General features: G+C 50.8%; 8 protein-coding genes. 1 reads left to right on the top strand and 7 read right to left on the bottom strand.

The genetic code is table 11. The annotated features are described in order from the left end of the window. Positions 1-355: 355 nt before the first annotated feature. The 4 genes from ACOJTG_RS02330 to ACOJTG_RS02315 all read right to left on the bottom strand — a co-directional run bounded on the left by ACOJTG_RS02330 (position 356) and on the right by ACOJTG_RS02315 (position 17,938). Positions 356-10,918, bottom strand: coding sequence for a T9SS type A sorting domain-containing protein (locus tag ACOJTG_RS02330; protein ID WP_420152328.1), 10,563 nt, complete (start codon positions 10,916-10,918; stop codon positions 356-358). A gap of 1,497 nt (positions 10,919-12,415) precedes the next feature. Next, positions 12,416-12,997: a hypothetical protein gene (locus ACOJTG_RS02325; RefSeq protein ID WP_420152327.1), complete on the bottom strand. Its 582-nt coding sequence runs from the start codon at positions 12,995-12,997 to the stop codon at positions 12,416-12,418. A 147-nt stretch (positions 12,998-13,144) separates the two neighbouring features. Beyond that, positions 13,145-14,812 (bottom strand): RagB/SusD family nutrient uptake outer membrane protein, encoded by a 1,668-nt coding sequence (locus ACOJTG_RS02320; protein WP_420152326.1) that lies wholly within the window; start codon positions 14,810-14,812, stop codon positions 13,145-13,147. A 6-nt stretch (positions 14,813-14,818) separates the two neighbouring features. Beyond that, on the bottom strand, positions 14,819-17,938 hold the full coding sequence (locus ACOJTG_RS02315) for a SusC/RagA family TonB-linked outer membrane protein (protein ID WP_420152325.1): 3,120 nt from the start codon (positions 17,936-17,938) through the stop codon (positions 14,819-14,821). 1,035 nt (positions 17,939-18,973) lie between these two features. On the opposite strand from ACOJTG_RS02315, the gene ACOJTG_RS02310 reads away from it, so the two are divergent. Further along, positions 18,974-20,608 (top strand): glycoside hydrolase family 28 protein, encoded by a 1,635-nt coding sequence (locus ACOJTG_RS02310; RefSeq protein WP_420152324.1) that lies wholly within the window; start codon positions 18,974-18,976, stop codon positions 20,606-20,608. Positions 20,609-20,850: 242 nt separating this feature from the next. Here the strand turns inward: ACOJTG_RS02310 and ACOJTG_RS02305 are convergent, their stop codons facing one another. From ACOJTG_RS02305 to ACOJTG_RS02295, 3 genes are all read right to left on the bottom strand, one after another. Next, a complete protein-coding gene (locus ACOJTG_RS02305) occupies positions 20,851-21,834 on the bottom strand; it encodes a pectinesterase family protein (RefSeq protein ID WP_420152323.1) in 984 nt (327 codons plus the stop codon). A gap of 4 nt (positions 21,835-21,838) precedes the next feature. Beyond that, positions 21,839-22,810, bottom strand: coding sequence for an alpha/beta hydrolase fold domain-containing protein (locus ACOJTG_RS02300; RefSeq protein ID WP_420152322.1), 972 nt, complete (start codon positions 22,808-22,810; stop codon positions 21,839-21,841). Further along, positions 22,807-23,645, bottom strand: an 839-nt coding sequence (locus ACOJTG_RS02295) for a pectinesterase family protein (RefSeq protein ID WP_420152321.1), incomplete at its 5' end; no start/stop codon positions are given. The genes ACOJTG_RS02295 and ACOJTG_RS02300, both read right to left, overlap by 4 nt.

Raw genomic sequence — 23,645 nt, 5'->3', positions numbered from 1 at the left:
GATTATAATCGATGTTGTCTCGGCCCTTTGATTTAAATCGAGGGCTCCGCTTGATTAATTCTTAAGAGGTTAGGAGGAATAGAGAAGGGTAATCGATCAGTCAAAAGAACATTATTGGCGAGTGAACGTATCTATGCTAGTCATCAGAAAGTAGACTGCTAATAATCAGCTAATTCTTTAACAAAGAACTTTCATAGGAGGCACGTAACCTATAGTAGGAATTGTAAAATCATGTAGTAGTAGTTGATAGTATCTTGTAGTATTAGTTGGAGTTACCGATGGACGGAGCCTACCAACCAAGAGGGGCTACCTGCAAATGGCAGGTAGCCCCTTGGCTTATCAATCAGAGTGGTTTTTACTTCACAATCACCACGCGGTGGCTGTAGGTAGAACCATCCTGATGCTCTAGGCTGAGCAGATATACACCGGCAGGCACCGCCTGCACATCCAGTGAACTTTCCGGTAAGCCTTTTACTTCCAACAGCGTCGTTCCTACGGCTGAAGTCAGACGAACGGATTTGATCTGAGTCGGATCCGTCACCTTGAGGTATACCTTCTCCGAAGCTGGGTTGGGATACACGCTCGTTTCAAAGGGAACCTTCACGCTCACCGATCGGCTACGGCTATAGTCGAAACTGCCATCCCGATCCACCAGTTTCAGTCGATACAGACTCGCTCCAGCTAAGGGTTGCTGATCGACAAAGGCGTAGCTTTGTTTGGTCGTGCTCTCGCCTTTGGCCGAAACGATACGCAGAGTCGTCCACTCGCCTGGGTTACCCGAGCGGCTCCGTTGCACTTCAAAATGCTGACTGTTTCGCTCCTGAGCCGTGGCCCAGGTAAGTTCTACGGTCTGGCCTTTGACTTTGGCATCGAAGTTTGTCAGATGTACCGGCAGCGGACTATCCCAGCTTAGGGCGTAGGTTACGGGTGCAGATACGCTGCCCGCCGCATCGTGGTAAGCGTAGGTAAACACGGTTGACGTATAACCAGTACCCGTGAACTCGAGCTCCAGCTTCGAAGGATCGTAGCTTTGAATCACCTGACCTGGGGTTACGCGTACGCCATCGTACCAGAGTATGCCGTTGGTAGGCAGCGTGGTGATAGTAACGGTGCGGTCTTTCTGATTTCCGTTTAGGGAACCATCTTCGGGATCGAGGCCCGTGAGTTGACCAGGTACCGTTGTACCTACCCCCGTCGAAACGTGACTGCTGTCGAGTTTGATTTTCGTACCCGGACTCGGTACATCAATCAAATAGACCTTGGGCTGAGCTACAGGGGGTTGCTGTACGCCAAAGTTGGCGTTGGTTACCGAAGTAGTGGCGACCGTGATGTTCGGTAAGATACCGTTCACCGTGCCATCACTACCCGCATTGGCTCCCAGATGTTCACCCGTGTTGATCCAACCCGAAGGTAGACTTGGCGTGGTGGAGCCCGTCGAAGTCTGGTGCAAGACTACGCTGTACGTACCTGCTGGCGTTACGCCAAAGTCATAACCCCCATTTGAACCTACGGCTACGGTTTTCACCGCCTGAACATTGGCACCTACCAGTGTTGCGTACAGTCCCGTTGGGATCGCTACCTGCGAAGTACTGTTCACCGTGTTATCCGTCAAACCGTTGGCATCGTGGAAGACGTTACCACTTAGGCTAACGACAGGTGTCGTAAACGGAACCGTCACGGTGCTCGTGTTACTTTTGGCTCCCCCGTTATCCATTACGTAAAACGGTACCTGTACCGTCACTTCACCATCTTTTGGATCAGCCAATACAGTCAGATTCGTCACCGGAACCGTTACTGTACCCGGCCATACCGATTGGCCACTTCCTGGTGTGGTACCTGGAGCTACATAGGTCGTCGTACCAATCGTTACCGTGGTTACGTTCGAGGGGAACTGCGTAAAGGTGATCGTCTGAGGTGTACCGTCTACATCCGAGAAGGTAAACTCATTGGAGAGATTCACCGTCGTCGTTCCGCCCGGATTCACCCGCGAAGGCAGGGTTTTGTCCGAGGTCACGGGTGGTTGTTGTACACCGAAGTTCGCATTCGTTACATCCGTAGTCGTGACGGTAATGTTCGGTAAAATACCGTTCACCGTGCCATCACTACCTACGCCCGCTCCCAAATGCTCACCCGTGTTGATCCAGCCACTCGGCAGGGCCGGAGTTGTGGAACCGGTTGACGTCTGATGCAGTACCACGCTGTACGTACCCGAAGGCGTTACACCGAAATCGTAAGCTCCGTTTGAAGCTACCGCTACGGTTTTCACCGCCTGACCATTGGCACCTACTAGTGTCGCGTACAGCCCCGTCGGAATCGTTAGTTGCGAAGTCGAGTTAACGGTAGTATCCGTCAAAGCATTCGCATCGTGGAAGACGTTACCTGAAAGCGTCACCTGAGGCGTGGTGAAGGGTACCGTCACCGTGCTCGTGTTACTCTTCGCACCGCCATTGTCGGTTACAAAGAATGGCACTTGTGAGGTCACCGCTCCGTCCACCGGATCAATGAGTACCGACAGATTCGTCACTGGAACTGTTACCGTTCCCGGCCAAACGGATTGGCCAGCACCGGGCGTTTGCCCCGATGGCACATACGTCGTTCCATTAATCGTTACCGTCGTCGTATTGGCAGGGAACTGCGTGAAGGTGATCGTCTGAGGTGTACCGTCCACATCCGAGTAGGTAAACTCATTGGAGAGATTCACCGTCGTCGTTCCACCCGGATTCACCCGCGAAGGCAGGGTCTTGTCCGAGGTCACCGGCGGTTGTTGTACACCGAAGTTGGCATTGGTTACGTTCGTGGTAGCGACCGTAATGTTCGGTAAGATACCGTTCACCGTGCCGTCACTACCCGCATTGGCTCCCAAATGTTCACCCGTGTTAATCCAACCCGAAGGCAAACTTGGCGTTGTCGAACCCGTCGAAGTCTGGTGAAGTACCACGCTGTACGTACCCGAAGGTGTTACTCCGAAGTCATAGGCTCCATTTGAACCTACGGCTACGGTTTTCACCGCCTGACCATTCGCATCGACGAGCGTCGCGTAGAGCCCCGTTGGAATGGCGAGTTGCGAAGTGCTGTTGACCGTAGTATCCGTCAGAGCGTTCGCATCGTGGAAGACATTACCTGAAAGCGTCACCTGAGGCGTCGTGAAAGGTACCGTCACCGTGCTCGTGTTACTTTTGGCTCCGCCGTTGTCGGTTACGTAGAACGGTACCTGTGAAGTGACTACGCCGTCCACCGGATCGATGAGTACCGACAGATTCGTTACTGGAACGGTAACTGTTCCTGGCCAAACGGATTGGCCACTTCCTGGCGTTTGTCCGGCTGGTACATACGTCGTTCCGTTAATGGTAACGGTCGTCGTATTGGCAGGGAACTGCGTGAAGGTGATCGTCTGAGGCGTACCGTCTACATCGGAGTAGGTAAACTCGTTGGAGAGATTCACCGTCGTCGTTCCACCCGGATTCACCCGCGAAGGCAGGGTCTTGTCCGAGGTCACGGGTGGTTGCTGCACGCCGAAGTTCGCATTGGTAACATCCGTAGTAGCGACCGTAATGTTGGGTAAGATACCGTTCACCGTACCATCACTACCCGCGTTGGCTCCCAGATGCTCGCCCGTGTTGATCCAACCCGAAGGCAGACTTGGCGTAGTTGATCCACCAGCTGTTTGGTGTAAGACGACACTGTAAATTGCGGGAGTTACCGTACCGAAATCGTAAGCACCAGTACTGCTCACGGCTACCGTTTTCACGGCCTGACCGTTCGCATCGACGAGCGTCGCATACAAGCCCGTCGGGATTGCCAGTTGCGAGGTCGAGTTAACGGTAGTATCCGTCAAAGCGTTCGCATCGTGGAAGACGTTACCTGAAAGCGTCACCTGAGGCGTGGTGAAGGGTACCGTCACTGTGCTCGTGTTGCTCTTAGCTCCACCGTTATCCGTTACGTAGAACGGTACCTGTACCGTTACTTGACCATCTTTTGGATCAGCTAATACCGACAGATTCGTCACTGGAACCGTCACCGTTCCCGGCCATACCGATTGGCCACTTCCCGGCGTCTGTCCTGCTGGTACATACGTCGTTCCATTAACCGTTACCGTAGTTACGTTCGAGGGGAACTGCGTGAAGGTGATCGTCTGAGGCGTACCGTCCACGTCGGAGAAGGTAAACTCATTCGAGAGATTCACCGTCGTCGTTCCGCCCGGATTCACCCGCGAAGGCAGGGTCTTGTCCGAGGTCACGGGTGGTTGCTGGACACCGAAGTTCGCATTGGTGACATCCGTAGTCGTGACGGTAATGTTGGGTAAGATACCGTTCACCGTTCCGTCACTGCCTGCATTCGCTCCCAAATGCTCGCCCGTGTTGATCCAACCCGAAGGCAGACTTGGCGTGGTGGAACCCGTCGAAGTCTGGTGCAGTACGACACTGTAGGTACCTGCCGTAACGTTGCCAAAGTTGTAGGAACCATTGGCGTTGACGGGTACGGTAGCTACCGCTTGATTCGAAGCGTTGACTAACGTTGCATACAAGCCCGTCGGAATGGCTAGCTGTGAAGTACTGTTGACCGTGTTATCCGTCAGAGCATTCGCATCGTGGTAGACATTCCCGGATAGATTCACTACGGGCGACGTAAACGGAACTTTTACCGTACTCGTGTTGCTGATAGCACCACCGTTGTCCGTTACATAAAACGGCACTTGCGAAGTAACTACGCCATCTACGGGATCGATGAGTACCGACAGGTTCGTTACCGGAACCGTTACCGTACCCGGCCATACGGATTGGCCACTTCCTGGCGTTTGTCCTGCTGGTACATACGTCGTTCCATTAATCGTTACCGTGGTTACGTTCGAGGGGAACTGCGTAAACGTGATCGTCTGAGGCGTACCGTCCACGTCGGAGAAGGTAAACTCATTCGAGAGATTCACCGTCGTCGTTCCGCCCGGATTAGGGCGGGAAGCCAGGGTTTTGTCCGAAGTAACGGGAGGTTGCTGGACCCCAAAGTTTGCATTGGTGACATTCACGCCCGCTACAGTGATTCCGGTCAAAATTCCATTGACGCCTTCATCACTGCCCACACCCGCACCCAGGTTTTCACCCGTGTTGATCCAGCCACTCGGCAAAGCCGGCGTTGTGGAACCCGTCGAAGTCTGGTGCAGTACGACACTGTACGTACCTGCCGTAACGTTGCCAAAGTTGTAGGAACCATTGGCGTTGACGGGTACGGTAGCTACCGCTTGGTTCGAAGCGTTGACGAGTGTTGCATACAAGCCCGTGGGAATCGGCCGCGTAGAGGTTGAATTTACTGTCACGTCCTTCAGAGCGTTGGCATCGTGGAAGACGTTACCCGTCAGCGTTACCGGTGAATAACAGGCTTCAACCGGATTGACCGTCACATTCACGGGCAGTACCAACTGACACTTGGAAGTGTTATCGGTAATGGTGACCGTATACAAACGGCCCGTCGAGGTGGTTACCGTTGGGTTGGCACTGAAGGGGTCGGAAAGCCCCGTCGAAGGTGCCCACACGTACGAGTACGTACCAGTCGAGCTTACCGTTAACGGCAGGGCCGTTGCTGCACCCGCACAAACGGCCAAATCCGTTGTGGTGGCCCGGATGGGGTTGGTATTTACTACGACGACGACTTCCTTGAAGTTGCTACAACCCGTAGGCTGCGTAGTTTGCGTCAGGCGGTAGGTCTGCGTAGCCGAGGGCGTAATTACGGTTGAGGTAGCCGTCGGACTGGCCACACCCGCTACCGGGCTCCACTGCCAGGTAGTACCCACGGCCGGCGTTCCATCTACACTTAAGGTAGTAGCACCACCCTGACAAATCGTGGTATTCCCTACAATTGTAAAGTCTGCAGGGGTGTTAACTGTGACGGTTACCTGACTCGAGGATGTACAACCATTCGACGTAACGGTTACGGTATAAGTCGTCGTTGCCGTTGGTTTTACCGTAGGCTGAGCCACGTTAGCTGCTCCCACGATACCCGCACCCGTCCAGGAATAAGTAGCACCCGTAATAGCTGGCGTACCAATAACGGTAGATTCACCCGCACAGATCGTTACCGGAGCTCCGGCACCCGCCGTGGGCGTCACTACCACCTGATCCGTAAATGTACAGCCATTGGCTAGCATAACCGCTACCGTATAGGTCGTACGCTGACTAACTGTAGCTGTAGGGTTCGCTGCTGTAGTACTGCTCAAACCCTGAGCCGGAGACCACGTATAGGTGGCCCCAGTAGGTGCGGCTGGATTATTAGCCGATCCATATCCAATCGCTACCCCTCCACTGCACTGCGTCTTATCCACCAGACTTAAACCGGTAATGGTATTGACGGTAACGGTGACTTGATCGGACAGCGGCGTATTACAACCGGGGTAACTTACCCGGACCGTATACGTAGTCGTAGCCGTCGGATTGGTAACGGTCGGATTCGCACAGGTCGTGCAACTCAGACCCGTAGCCGGGGACCACGCGTACTGAGCGAATGGTTCCGCCTGACGACCTAAGGATACAGAAACGCCCTGACAGGTGGTCACGCTTTGACCCGCGTATTCACCCGTGGCTACCGTGTTCCGAAGCACTACGGTATCTGCATCGGTACAGCCCGATAGAGGATCCGTTACCTTCAAAATATACGTTTGAGGCGTAGAAAAAGCAAATTGCAACTGAGGCTGCGGCGAAGAGGCATTCGTGCCATTCGTCCAGGCGGCGTTGGCAGGGGTCCAGGAATATACCCAGTTGGTCCCTGCCGGAGCGGGGGTACCCAGCGTAACCGTGGCTCCATTACACACGGCCCGGTCTCTGCCGGCATCGGCTACGGGAGCGGAAGCATTGACGCGTACCGTATCCGCCGTCCGGCAACCGGAAGCCGCTTCGGTAACCTTTACAATGAAGGTTTGGGTCCGGGCTACGGTGGCGAGCGGATTGGCAATGTTGGGATTACTTAACCCCTCGTCCGGAGTCCAGGCGTAGTTGAAACCGGCCAGCGGGCTATTGCCAATCTGTACGGGTACATTGGGACACGTGTATTTATCCGCAGCCGTAAACACGGGCAGTGACCATCCCGGCGGGTTGATCACAATCGATTCACTACAGCTGATGGACGCATCGTACTTGTTGGTGATCGTGACCGTAATGGTGGCCTGCTGCGTGGAGGTAATCGTGACTGTAGCCGCCGTTGGGTTATCGACCAGGCTGGCAGGACTCCACGAGAAGTTATAATTCGAACTGTTGCTAACGGTAGTTCCCAGTCGCAATACCGTACTGCCGAATACTTTCGGACAACCCTGATTAGACAAGGTAACGATGTCGAAATTACAGCTATTACCCGAGCAAGGCTGGATCAGCACATCCGCTATACAGGCAACTCCATTCAGGGTCGTCGTCCGGCGAAAACGGGTGACGCCCGCATTGCTTTTCAGGTAGGCATTCTTCCCATTATTTGAGGTTTGAAGAATAACACCATCGCCACTGACGATACTCCAGGTGTAGGTTGTTCCCGGAGCATTGTCTTCATCCAGATGCGACGACCAGGCGGGACCACAAACGGTTTCATCCTGATTGGTAATCCGTGAATTGATCACTGACACCCGTACCTGATCGGTAAAGACGCAGGCATCCTTCACGGCATTAACCGTATAATCAATGAAACCATTAGCTACGGCAGCCGTACCCGCTGTAAAGGTAGGATTGGCAACCTGAGAACTACTCAGGTACTGACCCGAAGTCCAGGTATAGGCAAAATTAGCATCGGCGGTGCCGCCCAGTTGAACCGATTGGTTTTTACAAATGGTTTTGTCCGAACCGGCGAAGGCTACCGTGTTGCTGGGAGCCGCTACGGGCGTAACCGTTACTTCACTGGTGGTGGTACAAACCGTGCCGTTTTTCTGCTTAACGCTTACGGTCAATCGGTAGGTAGTAGCTACGCTAGGATTAGCAATAGGTTGAGCACAGGTAGTACAGCTTAAGGTACTCAGGGCACCGCCTGATACCACGCTCCAGGCGTACGTCACCGAAGAGCTGGCGACGGGAGCAGTTCCTAACTGCACACCACCGCTGCCTTGGCAGACGGATTTACTACCACCGGCATTCGCCACTGCGGGAACAACCGTTACCTGATCAATATCAAAACAACCGGCTCCGTCTTTGACTTGCAAGGTGTAGGTAGTAGCCTCCGTAACGGCGGGTGTGGTGAAGGTGGCCGTAGCGGCTACCGGTGAACCCGTCGTCGTACTTCCGGCAAACCACTGGTAGGTGAAATTACCCGACCCGCCCGTGGCACTGCCGTTGAGTGCTACGGTATTGGCACCCGTACCACAAACAAACCACTGCGGGCCATTGGCACTGGCAATGGGAGCGGCATTGGCTCCGATCACTACCGAGGCTACGGGCGAAGTCGCGATGACTTGCTGATCGCAGACTTTGACCTGACGGCGGTAGTAGAGCGTCGTTTGAGAAGCGAGGGGCTGTAAGTCTTTGAAAATCTCCCCGGGCAGATCCTCCCAGGGACCATTGGTACTCGACGCCTTTTGCCATTGGTAGAACACCTTACCCTTGAAGGTAGAGGGGCTCGTCACCTCAACGGCACTACCCGTAATGATACCCGGAATACCCAGGATACAAGCCGTTTGCGTGAGGGGTGAAAGGGTACTGGCAGAAGTCGTAAAGTTATCGAGCAGTCCTTGCGAATTGAACTTGGCAATCACCGCATCCGTACCTCCATTCGAATTGAACTGGTACGAACCGGACGTGGCATGGCCTGCACTACCGGCGGGGACGTAAAACGCAATAATAGGATTACCCTGGGGATCGATGGCTAAAGTATTGTAGCGAGTAGGAGAAACATTATTTGCCATCACCGTTTCATCGGCTGCATTGCCCAGATACGTACCCCAGATGCGTTGACCAGACGTTACGTCAAAGCGATTGATGACCATATCGGTAGCACCACCCGGCATGGGCTGATAGCTACAATCGCTGGCTAATTCCCCGGTCGTGGTGGTGGTGGTACCGGATACCAGCAGATTGCCCTGGGCATCCAGCCGGACCCCGGATAAATATGTATCACCCGCCTGGGCACCCAAGTACGTGCCTTGCTGATAAATGCCATTCAGATCAAAGCTGGCCCAAAACCCGTCTCTGGTTGGATTTCCCAAGCTAGTACGAAAGGCATTTGCTGAAGCAATTCCTGTCGTACTATTGGTAGCACCAACCACATAGATTCGAGCTCTTACTTTATCTAAAGCAATACCGTGAATTGGGTCATGATCGGGTCCGCCCACGTATCTTCCCCAGATCCGGGTTCCGTTGGTGGGATTCAGTTTCAAAATAAACCCGTCCCCGTTTTGCCGGGTCTGTCCTTCTGAAACACCTCCAACCAGCTCCCTGTAATAATTAGCCGTACTTCCAGTTCCTAAAGATGTACCTGCCACATAAACGTTACCCTCTGCATCCAAGACTACTCCAGCGGCAATATTAGGAACATTGTTAGCATTTTCAAGAAAAGTACCCCAGGCTTTCGCACCCGAAGCAGTATACTTTACCAAAAATGATGGGTACGTGTTTCTTGCAATAGGGCGAAAGGTACCCGCCGTGCTAATATTACCTGGATTGTCTACTACAAGGCCTTGTAGTCTTCCGATACCCGTTGCATAAAAGGCTCCAGTTTCGTCCACGACCAAGTGACTTGGTGTTGACCAACCCGTTGCATCACCCGCATAGGTGGTCCAAAGCCGGGCTCCAGTTGTAGCGTTGAACCTGGCAAAAAAAGCATTTGTGCCTCCAACTCTGGTATCTTGATAAGCCCCTGGGGTAGCTAAACCATCACTACTGGTAGTTCCGGCTACATAGAGCTCTCCCTTGCTGAACGCAACAGCGGTTGCTAATTCATTACCGTTGCCAGTACCACCAAAATACGTACTCCAGACCCGCTGCCCCTGGCTGTTGAATTTAGCAATAAAGCCATCGAATGTTCCTAACAAAGTACCCCATTCAGCACCCGCAGAAGCAATATTGTTGGTACTATTAGTAGCCCCTACTACATAAACGTTTCCACTGTCATCGTTTTCGATAGAATACAGGGTTTCATTACCTGTCCCTCCGTAATACGTGGCCCAATCCAGATTCGGCGTTGGGTCGATCACCAGCGTTTGAGTTTTGTCGTAGGCGGGTACGTTGAAGGCGTACACATCCGAACCCAGGGCCTTGTAATGCACGCGTACCGGCTTTTGATTCTGCTTGATCCAACTGGCGGGAATATTCTCCGACAGCTTACCGTGATTCAGCGACATGACGACCCGCTCGTTTTGCAGGGTGGTCGCTTTGGCCCCCTGGTAGCGAAGATTGATCTTCGAGGCGTCTGCCCCCGGCCGAACGATGAAATTGTACTCAACGGGCTTCTTCGTTCCCGGTTGAGCCACAAATTCCAGGTCAATGCCCGGATACACTTCATGATACGTAACCGACTGGAACTTACGAATGTTAGAAAACGATCCGTGTTCGTTGATCACGTTGACGGGCTGTGAAATAGCCGGTCCGGTAGTCATCAAAGCGTTGGGATTAGCTCCGACGAGTTCAACATCCACGCGGTGAAAGCCGGTCTTTTTCGAGGACCCCTTCTGAGCGTAGGTATCGTAGCTAAAGCCGGAAGGTCGCAACTGAACGTTGAGGCCGGGCAGGTGGAGTAGATACTTAACGGCGGGGTTGGGTTTGCCCGTTTGGTCCAGGAATTGACCTTTGTTTTCAGTAAAACCCGAACGGTCCTGTTTCAACCACCGTGCAGCCTGGGCCTGCTCGGCAGGCGGCGGGCTACTTTCCTTCATTACACCCAGCGTCCCTCTAGGTTTCTGCTGAGCAGAGACCGAAAACAGGGCCGAAGCGGTGAAAAAAGAAAAGAGTAATAGTTGTTTAATCATTAAACATTGCTTTAAATGAAAGGTGTATAAATTGAAATTGGGTTGGCTTTAGGTAAAATCGATCGGTGACTAGAACAGAGAATACTGATCAGTCCAAGGGGTATGAATGGGCACAAGAGAGCCTGAAAAGATTACGGGGAGCGTGATCTTTAGAGCTAAGGATATAGGAAAACGGGAGCGTTTGTGGACTTTTATTTCAAGTCCTATGCATACGAATGAGAGATTCTAATTGAAGTCAATAGAGAATACGTCGATTCACCGCTTGTAGTAGCGGGAGCCTAGCAAAAATGTTTACTTCTTTTAAGGGAGGTCTACTGAGGGTTTCAGTCGAAAAGCGAATGAATAAAACGAATTGAAGACATAGCTTTAGCAGCTATTGAACACGGGTAAGCAAGGTGGACAGAATCCATAAGTAGCGGTTTAAACGTATGAATTTGTAAAAGAGATGGGGCTTAGTACTTTGTCACTTTGACGCAACAAACCTATCATTTATTAATTTCAGTATAAATAGTAATAGTTGAATAGTTATATAGTATTACTACTACATAACCAATGCTCTAGCTGGAATAGTTGAAAAAATAGCCTTACTGAGTAGCAGAGGATAGAAATACCTTTACTCTAACTAAAATCAAGATATTTATATTTATAGATCTTTTTATCTCAAAATTATCAAAACATTACATATGACTTTCAATCATTCATCTGTATTTTATTTTATAGATTCTATAGAAACCTATACTCATTAAAACATAAAACAAGTAAACGTGTCTATTAGACTCTCCAATATCTTAATCTTTACTCACTAGTCAGTCTTTATGGATCATTTTTTGGTAAAAGAAGAATTGCTCATTTCCTTCGTAGGGTTTTGACTTATCCATTCTATTCTTTTTATAGATTGATTAAGGGCTAGTTTGATAAATATCAGTTAATAGGTAAAAGGAGATTATAGGAAAACAACTTCCCTTTTCAAACGAATACAAAGGAAAGCGGCAGACTTATACCAGCTCTTGATACTACTCCGGCTCACGTAAAGGCTCGCTTGATTAAATTGGAAGGAGAAAGTAGTGTTAAAACGTAAGCAGGTGCCTTGGCGAATGTTGTTTTGAGCTTCCAAAATCCGTTACCCGCTCGTTCTTGTGGGATTCTGTAAGCCGCGTGAAGCGTGACTATTCAACAGTTCATGCACTGGTCTAAGGAAAGATTTAATAGCTTGAGTGACCGCTTCAGTTACAAATTTGCCCTAAAATCGAGTTGAATCGCCGCCTGCCCTTCAAAACATACGGCTTCATCCATTCGGGCTTAGTATTTTCGGGTCGCTATATCAGTCAGATAAGTGGCGGCTTGGACGACTGAGCATGCAGTACAAAGCCTATTCGTTCATACGGATAGGCTTTTTTCATACGATACTCCCAGCTCATTTTTCAATTTTATTAGCTAAAGAGTACGGCCTATAGGAGGCTGATTCTGACATATACCCGCATCACCGAGTAGCTCTACTTAAGATATACTTAGTAAGATACTATCAACCAGTTGCCATGAGGATGAACCGCGTTTTTCTAGAAAAAATAGCATCGAACTGGCCGATTCCGGGTTTTGGAATGTATTGAGGGTACAAATGGCCCGTGTGAAATCACTCGAAAAAATGACGGGCGAAAGCCACACGATACCATACACATTTCTGTATTTGTTCCGGGGCAGTCGCCAGGGACTCGTATCACCCTTGTGATAGTAATCCCTTACCTCGGAAACAAACCGAACCCGACTTTTGAACCGATGTTCAAGCTTCTTACGGGTCAACGTGTCGACCTGTATCGTATTTAAAAATGATTGCCATTCCGGCGTTCGAATGTTTTTAAGTTGACTGGGATTCAGTACGTGTTGCTCGGGATTACGTAGGTTGACTTCTTGAAGATCACGAGTCGTAGTATGGTCTGAGATGAGGAAAAAGGATACCTTTCTGTGTTCTTTCAAACGCTTCAGCACCGCATCATACACGGGATAAGGATTCTGCGAAAAACCGTTTCCAGTCAGGAAAAAGGCAATTCCTATAAGAACAATCGGCCAGGCTGATTTCCGCATGTGTTTTAAATGAATGGTTTCGTATTGAGGATTTTATACGGTTCAGCTGTCCTCCTGTGGCAAGATACAGAAATGACGATGCCCTACTTTTCCCAAAGAACTCATGTAGGAAAAGTAGGGCATCGGTTCGAATCCATGAAAGCAAATTTAGTATCCCGGATTCTGAGCAAAGGCTCCTTGGTTTAGATCCAGAGCCCGTGTCGGAATGGGTCGCAGTAGTTTCGGTTGATTGCCAGCCCCCATAAACGGATTGATGCCGTTATCAAACCACTTCCGAACGTCCTTGTTGTACATCCGGGCCCGGGTCATGAGGGTACCCGTCCGTTTCAGATCGAACCAGCGGTGGTACTCACCCACCAGCTCACGACCCCGTTCATCCAGAATAAAATCAAGGGTTACGTCCGAAGACTGAATTTGCATACTGGTTTCAGCTCCTGATTTAGCGGCCCGTTTGCGTACCACGTTGATGCGGTCCGCGGCCAGAGCCAGATTACCCATTTTAAAGTACGCTTCCGCAGCCAGCAGGTACGTTTCTCCGAGACGGGCCACGAACAGATCCCGCGTACTGGTATTGCTACCAAATTGGGCCGAGGGATCGTCGAATTTTTTCACGGAAGGCGTGTAATTATCCAGTACGACCGTGCGGCTGGCCTCCCAGAGCGTTCCTGAATACGGATACACTACGGCGTTGTTCCGGCGAGTAGGGTCGGCGGCTTTCCAGGCTGCAATAGCGGCGGGACTGTTGGCCCACTTGGGCGGATAATAGTACTTCACGTTCAACTGATTACGTTCCGTCCGACGCGTATAGTAATCGTAATACCGCTGGTAGAACTGAATCATGAAGGTCGCGTCGAACCGAGCATCCGTTTCCGTAAACAGATCGAACGTATACATCGTTGGGCACAGGGTATAGGTTCGATACGGATAGCCCTCTACCCCACCCTGACCGCCGAAGTACGGTCCGAAATAGGCCGACTGCGTATTTCCGCCCGAGTTAGCCGTGGGTAGCGAAGCGGCATCCCATTGAATGGAGAAAAGAATTTCGGCATTCTTTTCGTTACCGGGGAAAAATACGTCCTCAAAGGAAAGCGTCAGCCCTTGGCCCTGAATCGCCGCATCCGCGTAGGTCGCCGCCGTTTTAAAGTCATCCGCCGTTCCAAAGCTTTCGTAGCCCCGCGTCAGGTGAATTTTAGCCAGCATGTGTCGAACGGCCCGCTTGGTAACGCGACCAAAATTAGGTGTCGTTTCGGGTACCAGTTCCAGGGCTTCGGTCATTTCCTTGATGATAAAAGCGTACACCTCCTGAGCCGAGGCCCGCGAGAAGGATTCCACCGGTTGCGTAAAGCGGTCTGTCACCAAAGCTACGCCACCGAAGGTTTGTACGAGCAGGAAGTAATCGTAAGCCCGCAAAAACTGGATTTCTCCCTTGCGGTTCGCCAGCGTTGACGTTGAAGCCGTTTTATCGTTGAAGTACAGAGCCGTATTACACACCTGAATGGACTGGTAAACGTTGGTGTAAAAGTTCAACACTTCCCCATCATCCGGAATCAGGTTCTGGTATTCGCTCAGGCCCACGGGCTGCTGGCTACGGCCCTCCACGTACATGTCCGTTCCCGCACAAAATACCCAGGGCTGACTGTACACCGATCGCATGGACGAGTACGCCGCGTTGATGAGTTTTTCGTATCCTTCCGAAGTAGCGTAGTACTCGTCGGACACCATATTCGATTTATTTTCTTCCTTCAGAAAATCATTACACCCGCCAGCCGTCAGCATCAGACCAATCAGGAGGGCGGCTACTTTTATGGATTTCATGGTCGTTTAAAATTTGAGGTTCAGACCAAATTGGTACGTAATGGTGCTCGGACCCGTGTTGTTGATATTACCCGTGGTGGTGTTCGACACGTTGGAGGTCGTGGTCGGATCAATACCACTGGCGTATTCGGGATCAAAGCCATTGTACTTCGTCCAGACAAACGGGTTCAGCACGTTAGCATACACCCGCAGGCTTTTCACACCGATTTTATCTACCAGCGTTGTCGGTAATGTGTAGCCCAATACGATATTCTGAACTTTCACAAAGGATACATCTTTGTAATAGCCAACGCCGGATACGCCCGTCCAGTAGGGACCGATGTTATTCGGCATGGGATAAGTGTTGGATACCCGGGAAGGCGTCACCTTATTATCGGCCATGTAGTAGTCTTCGTAGATTTTGTTCGTACCGCGATCGGAGTAGTTTAAGAAAATGCTGTGGAAAGCACTGTACACCTGGGCTCCCTGGCGGGCAAACATCGACGCCGACAAATCAAAGTTTTTGTACGTAAACTGCGTCGAAAAGCCTCCCGTCCATTTCGGGTCTTTCTGACCAATGATGGCTCGGTCGTCTGCACTACTGATTTTGCCGTCGTTATTCAAATCCTTGACGCGAGCCTGACCCGGTAACTGCCCATACTTCAAAGCCTGTTCGCGTTCACTTTCCTGCCAGATGCCATCAGACACGTAGGTGTAATTCACGTTGATGGGCCGGCCGATAAACCACCAGTTCCCCACCAAATCTTCTTTCTTATCCAGCAGATCGACAATTTCGTTTTTGTTCCGGGCGAAGTTGAAGGAGGTTGACCAAGTAAAGTTTTTCGTCGAGACGTTCACGGTCCGTAACGAAAACTCGATGCCCTTATTCCGTACCGATCCTACGTTGTCTTTAATGGACGACCAGCCCGTTTCAATGGGAATATCACGATTCATCAAAATACCCCGTGAAAGCTTGTTGTAGACATCCAACGTACCGGAAATCCGACCGTTGAAGAATCCGTAGTCTAGACCAAAATCTAGCTCGCGGGTACGCTCCCAAGTCAGGCCCGGGTTAGGCAGTCGGCTGGGACCGTATCCCAGAGCAACCGTTCCGCCGTAATCGTAGAAGGTGGGGTCGCTCAGGTTCATCTGGCTTTCGTACGCACTAATATTGTTGTTGTTTCCTGCAATACCGGCACTCACGCGGAGTTTCAAATCCGAGATGAAGTTGGCTGATTTCAGGAAGTTTTCTTCCGACAACTGCCAACCCACCGCCAGTGAAGGGAATGTAGACCACTTATGTCCCTCAGCCAGCTTGGACGAACCATCCCAACGGGTAGCCAGCGTCGCGAAATAGCGATCTTTGAAGACGTAATTCACACGGGCCATGTAGGAAAGAATCGACACCTGCCGGAAGTAACTCGTGCCCGATTGACGATTTGTAGAAGAACCCAGGTTGTAGTACGAAGAGTTAAAGGGCAGATCATTCACCCGTAGTCCATCGCCTTCGAAGCGGTCCTTCTGCATACTGAACAGACCCGTGAACGTAAAGCGGTGATCGCCGAAGTTTTTACGAATGGTCGCAATGTTGTCGAATATGTAGGAAAGCGACTGGGCATTAGAACGCTGAGCATCGGGTAAAAGGCCATCGCCTACGCCGGTCAGGGAACCCCAGTACCGACCGTTCCGCTCGAAGTTTACACTCGGCGAAAACGTCGAGCGTAGTTCCAGCCAGTCATTCAACGCATACTGCAAATAGAGATTTCCAACTCCGAACAAGCGGCGAGTATTATTCTCTGTATTCGGAATTTCCAGCAAAGGGTTTACCGTACTGGTAAAGCTCGAAATGGTCGTGGAATTGGGTACTGGAATCTGTCCGGGCCGGAACATCAGATTACCATTCGCATCGTAGGGGCTGAAGATCGGAGCCATGTTGAAGGCATTCCGGACGGCATCATCGCTACCCCGCTCAATGTCCGAAAGCGAGAAGTTCACGCTCATGCCGGCCGACCAGTGGTCATTCATCCGACCATCCACGCTGGCTTTGAAGTTGTAGCGATCCAGGCCTTCCTGCAAAAGGTTACCTTTTTCTTTCTGGTAACCTGCACCAATCAAATACTGCACGGTATTCTTTTCACTCGCTCCAGAAATGGTTAGCCAATGGTTCATTTGCGTACCCGTCCGCAGTACTAAATCCCGCCAGTTGGTATAATCGCCATTGGCTACGCGTTGTTGTACCACTGGGTTTCCCAGGCTACCGATGGTGTTGTCGTAGTTGGTACGTCCGGCAATGAGTTCGGGAGAAATAAAGGTGTTTTGCCGGTATTCCCACCATTCAGGACCGCTCATAAAGTGTGGCATCCGGGCTACTTCCCGAATTCCCACGTAACCGTCATAGGAAATCGTCGTGCGACCTTTGGCACTTGAACCGCCTTTGGTCGTCACCAGAATTACCCCGTTGGAACCCCGTGAACCGTAAATAGCCGTTGAGGCGGCGTCTTTCAATACGTCCATCTTGGCAATATCCTGCGGGTTGAGAAAGTTGATGTCAGGAACGATAACGCCGTCTACTACGTACAGCGGCTGACCACCTGCCAGCGAATTCTGGCCCCGAATCTGCACGGAATAGCTCGCTCCGGCCCGACCCGATCCGGCGGAAATATCCACCCCGGCAATCTGACCCTGAGCCCCTTGGAGCGGACTTACCGTACCCCGATCGGCGATCGTTTTTCCTTCAATACTACCTACGGCGGTGGCTACCTCCGCTTTTTTCTGGGTACCGTAACCCACAACGACCACTTCCGAAAGAGCTTTGGAATCAGCTTTCAGTACGACGTCCAGTACCGATCCGGCTCCTACAGCCACTTCCTGCGGTGTATAGCCCACGTAAGAAAAAATGAGGGTAGCTGCTTCTTCACTAAAGGTGAGTCGATACTTTCCCTCTTCGTTGGTAGTTGTTCCCTGCTGCGAGCCTTTTCGGAGAATGCTCACGCCGGGTAAGGTGGCTCCCGTTTCATCCGTGACGGTACCCGTGAGGGTCCTGGAGGTCTGAGCTTGAACGCTCAGGCCCAGTAACAGGAAAAAACCAATGGTGCAAGCCAGCAGGTACTCGTACAACCTGCGGCAAGTAGGTACGTGTTTGTTCATAATCAGCGTAGTTCTGAAGTCGTATTAGGAATACGGTGAGAAGGTGGGGATCGAAAGACCCTTCGGTAGACAGACGAAATCCATGTGACTTATCCAGTAAAAAATTTATTTTTTACTGGATAATTTATTTTGTCTTCGTACGCTCTGCAGGTAGTAAAGTGAGCTATAGCTGGTTAAGCAGCTGCTCAAAACCATGGTTTTTTATACCGCCTGGAGTATAAGGAATTTCGCTCCAACAATACAGCTGGACTATTAACCGATGTCCATTCCATAACTAGCAATCTTCGTATAGAGAGATTTATTCATTTAAAACTCGTAATTAACCTAAACCGAGTTTGGTTCTGTAAGCAAGGCTGGCTAGTAGCCCATGAACCTCTCCACGACTAACGACAGCCTGCTCAGGGCCACCGCGTTGAGGCTGTCGTAGGTCGTTCCGTTGCTCACGGGCGGGGGAGGTTTTCTTCTTCTGACATCTTTTGAAAGTTGATAGTTGTTTGTTGCCAGTTGTTAGAACCAAATCAAATACCTTCATGGACGGCATAAAGCCGATCCCCGTCCTATCGCGATAAGCCGCCTACTTCCTCAGCAATGCGGTGGCATTGAGCAAGAGGAAGTCAGCGGCGGGCGTGCCGGCATGGGATGCCCCGCATGGATTGCATACGGACTGAAAAACCAGCCGTCTCAGCGGGACGAAAACAGTACTGTTCTTGGATACAATAAACCATCTTTTTTACAAATACATCTAAGCAAAATGCCCCAGAAAGCTGAAATAGACGCTCTGAAGCAGCAATAAACTAAGGGCCAGCTAATCCCTCTAGCGTCTTTCTTTCAACTAAGCCATGACGCATAGTACGCTCGCCAGTACCGACGGATAATAGCCCCCCATTTGCTTCATCCGCCTGAAGTAAGTATCGCTGGCTTACCCATTTTGTACTGAATTCTTTTGATGTTGCCGGCGAGAACTACCCATTACGCAGACGCCTTTAGGCGTTTTTTTCTGTATAGTCAAAAGGCCTAAAGGCTAATTTTTCAGCTATGTTGCGAATTCCTTTTTTACTCCGGTTGGCCAATTTAGGTTTATTACTACAGCCGTTCTTCGCTCAGGCTCAGCAGACCTATAGTTGGGAGAATCTACCCGTGGTCGACCAGCCCCGCTTTCGAGCCGATACCTTTCTGATTACTTCCTACGGAGCCAAAGGCGATGGTCTGACGCTGAACACGAAAGCCATCAACCGGGCCATTACCGAGTGTAGCCAAAAAGGGGGTGGGGTTGTCGTAATTCCAGCGGGTTTGTGGATGAGTGGTCCGGTCATTCTGAAAAGCAACGTCAATCTGCATCTAAAAAAAGCCGCGACGCTGCTTTTCACGCCCGATAAATCTCAATACGCTCTAGTCGAAGGTTTTTACGAAGGCAAAGCCGCTGCCCGCAATCAGTCGCCCATTTCCGGTATGGACCTGGAAAATGTGGCACTGACGGGAGAGGGTATCGTGGATGGTAACGGCGATGTCTGGCGAGCCGTGCACCAGCGTCAGCTGACCGATACGCAATGGAAGGAAAAAGTGGCTTCGGGCGGCGTTTTGAGCGATGATCAGAAGACCTGGTATCCAAGTATCGCTTTTAAAACGGCCAGTAAGGAAAACAAAAGCATGTTACTAACGCCGGATAAGTCTCTTTCCGAGTTTGCCGACATGAAGGATTTTCTACGTCCCAATCTGGTGGTGCTATTGCGATGCAAAAAGGTATTACTCGAAGGGCTGACCTTCCAGAATTCTCCGGCTTGGTGCCTGCATCCGCTCCTTTGCCAGCACCTGACGCTCCGTAAATTAACCGTTAAAAACCCGGAATATGCCCATAATGGCGACGGTATGGACATTGAATCCTGCAAAAATTTTCTCGTAGAAGATTGCTCGCTCGACGTAGGTGATGACGCCATTTGCATCAAATCGGGCAAAGACGAAGAAGGTCGCAAACGCGGTGTTCCAACCGAAAACGGAATCATCCGTAACAATGTCGTTTATAATGGTCACGGCGGTTTTGTGGTAGGCAGTGAAATGAGCGGCGGAGCCCGGTATCTGTTTGTATCCAACTGTACCTTCATGGGAACGGATAAAGGCCTGCGGTTCAAATCCGTACGGGGTCGGGGCGGCGTGGTTGAACATATCTACGCCCGTAACATTTTTATGAAAGACATTGCTCAGGAAGCCATCTTTTTTGACATGTACTACTTCGTGAAATTCGCGACCGACAGCCCTCGCGACGAGCGGCCTGTTGTCAATGAAGGTACGCCCATTTTTAGAAACATGGTCTTTGAAAATGTCGTGTGTCAGGGAGCTAAAAAGGGTGTTTTCGTTCGTGGATTGCCCGAAATGCCCATTCAGCAGGTACGTATGAAAAACCTAATTCTGGAAACCGAACGCGGCGTTGAACTTATTGACACTCGCGGAATTAGCCTTGAGCAGGTGGAACTGGTTACGGCCACAAGCGAGCCGCTCGTTTTCATTGAAAATAGTCAAAAACTTACTTTTAATTCGGTAGAATACGCGGGCAAAATGCCCATTCTATTTTCGGTAAATGGTGAACGTAGTCAAGATATTCGCGTACAAAAAACGGACTTTCAAACAAACCAAACCGTCTTTGCCAATGGGGCGAAGGCTTCTGCGTTAAAGTAGAAATGTTTGTCATCCGAGACTGGTTTTGCTGGCATGAAACGATTCGTTCGCTTAATCTGATTAAGCGGACGAATCATTTGCCATACACTAACTCTATTGAATATACGTCAATAAATTAAAATATCTTTACCAATGAATTTTGCACTGAGTCAACCTTCATAACCCCGAAGGGGTTCAACGTGAATAGCCCCGCATGGCTTGCGGGAAAACAGGACCCTAGGATACCAAGTCATCCCCAATCATCAGGGTTTCCACCCATCTCCTCCCGCCAGGATTCGTTCCGCTGTATAAGTCTTTGCCTGAGCTGCCGTTAACTGTTTCGACCATTTCGCCCGTTCTGTGGTTCGGGCTCCCGGTCCCCGGCTCTGAAATTCAGCGTAGAGCACCGTCTGCTCGTTTTCCGGGTTTCGCCAGTTATCCCAACCTACGGGCAAAATATGCACGCCCATTTCCGTACGGATAAAGATCGTCTTCGCCTGCGGTCGCCAGGGACGGCCCAGGTATACTTTCGTAGCCGACGGATCGGCGGTTAAGGTACAATCCAGAAACGTAAACCCGTACGTTTGATAGGCAGGTGTGGCAGCGGCGGTGATATACGAATCCGACAGACTTTTGATCGTACAGTTCTGAAAAACGGCCATGCACTTACCAAAAATGAAGTCCGTCGTTCCCTCAATCTGACAATTCAGATAATACTGACGAGTTCCTTCACGGGCGGCATACAGCGTATCCTGATTTCCCAGCAACACGCAGTTTCGGCAGATAAATCGATCGCCCTCTACGTGCAGGGCTACGGCCTGTCCTACCCGACCAGCAGTATTACGAATCGTCAGATTTTCCAGGATAATGTCGGGAGCATCCACCAGCACCGTATAGGAAGTATAGGTACTGAATTTATCCTTCCCCGTGGCGTCTTTACCACCCGGATACGCTTTACCCGAGAAATCATCCCCCGTAATGATCACTCCTTCCCTACTTTCGCCCTGGATGTGAATGTTCGGTTTCCAGGAAGGAATCACGAGTTTTTCGGCGTAAACACCATTTTTAACGAACAGCCTGACCCGTATCTGCGAATGATCGCGAAAGGAATTGACGGCCTCCTGAATGGTTTTAAAATCTCCACTGCCGTCGGGAGCTACGGTAAAGGAGCTTGGGTAGGTTACGGTTTGGGCCTGACTTAGGTAGGCCAGCAGGTACAGAAAGGCAAAAATCAGAATTCGTTTCATTAGATTAGTTAGAAGAGGAAAATACCCGTCGCAGAAAGCCATCAATATAAGCCAGCGTTGGCGTGAACCAGGGTTCGAAAAACAGAAAGGTATGCGGAGCCTTTTCAAACGTATGTACCTCGGAGTAAATGCCGTGCTGGTTGAGGACGGCGATAAAGTCATCCCGTCCGGCGTGCATTCGGGCTACTGAGCTGTTCAAAAAGAGCGTCGGCGGGGTTTCAGCTCCCACGTGCGTTAAAGCCGACCCCTGTTTCCACAACTCCGGTTTTTCCGTTTTCGAATAACCAAACCAGTAGGTAGCCGCCGAGGTAGACTTCGAATCATCCCCTTCGCCCGACTCCGGATGAATGAAAGCCAGGATTCCATCCAGATCGACAATGGCCTGAACACTACTCGAATCCGAAGCACCCGAGGCATCAAAGGCGGCGTTACGGTTGGTAGTGCCGATCAACGCTGCCAGTTGCCCACCCGCCGAAAAACCGAGTACGGCAATTTTCCGTGAATCAATCGCGTAGCTTTTGGCGTTACGGCGAATCCATCGTATTGCTGTTTTCAAGTCATGCACGGCGGCAGGATACAACGCTTCGGTCGATAAACGGTAGTCGGCCGTTATGGATACGTATCCCCGAGCGGCCAGTTGTCCGGCCAGGGTGTAGTTATGCGAACGGTCGCCCGACCGCCAACCACCTCCGTGAATCATTAGAATGGCTGGTCGAAGTTTCCTGGAAGTGGGTTGAAATACCTCAAGTTGCAGTTCCCGCCCCGCAGGGGTACGTTTGTACGTCTGAGCGGCCGTTTTACGAACGTTTGCGGGCAAAACCGGACGAGCTAGTTGTAGTTCGGGATGGTATTTTAGCTCTCGGGTGAAAGAACCTGCGATACTAAAGCTGGTATCCCGACCACCCGTAGGACCCAGCTGAGCCCAACTCGTTCTAGCGAAGAGAATACTCAGCAAAAGCAAAAGATACCGGCTCATCGTTTATCGGTGGTTAAGGGATTCCAATGATCCTCACCCGCCAGAATCGTTGGAATCTGATAGGATTCGGCTTCTGTTTTCGAAAGCTGCCTGGCCCACGCAACGCGACGTTTCGGGTTAGCTCCCGGTCCTTTGGAAGCGTATTCAGCGTAATCGACTGTCTGCCGGGCCTGCGGTTTATCCCAATCGTGCCAGCCTTCTGTCCGAATGTGTTTCCCTAACTTGCAGGACAGATAAACCGTTTTTGCGTAATCCCGCCAGGGCCTTCCCAGGTAGACGGTACCCGCCGGATCGTCGCCCGTGAGTTCGCAATGCAGAAATACCAAGCCATAGGGTTTACCTTCCGGCGTAGAGGCTGCCGTTACGTAAGGTCCATTTGGTTTGCTGTGAATGGTACAGTGATCAAATACCGCCGTCGCCGAACCAAAAATGAAATCGATGGTACCTTCGATGTAACAGTTCTGGTAATACTGCCGTCCGTATTGACCCGGCATCCCCAGGTACAACGTGTCCTGAAAACCCAGAAAACGGCAGTTGATAAACACCGCCCGGTCGCCGGGAACGAATACCGCCACGGCCTGACCTACGGGGCCAGAGCTGTTGGCAAAACTGAGATTTTCGGCCCGAAAATCGTTGGCTTTGATCGTAAAACTACTCGAATCAAAAGTTCGGAAGGGCTTCCCCGAAGGGCTGATTTTTCCGTTGTAATCATCGAACGTTAAAATCGTGGTTTGGGCATTTTCGCCGATCAGGGTTACGTGATGCTGGGTGGAATCCAGCAAGAGTTTTTCCTTATATACACCTTTTTTGATTCGAATGGTTACGGGTTCTTTAT

This window comes from Siphonobacter sp. (assembly GCF_048595215.1).
GTDB lineage: Bacteria > Bacteroidota > Bacteroidia > Cytophagales > Spirosomataceae > Siphonobacter.
Note: the sequence above shows the minus strand (reverse complement) of the source record. Positions and strands in the feature narration are given on the sequence as shown.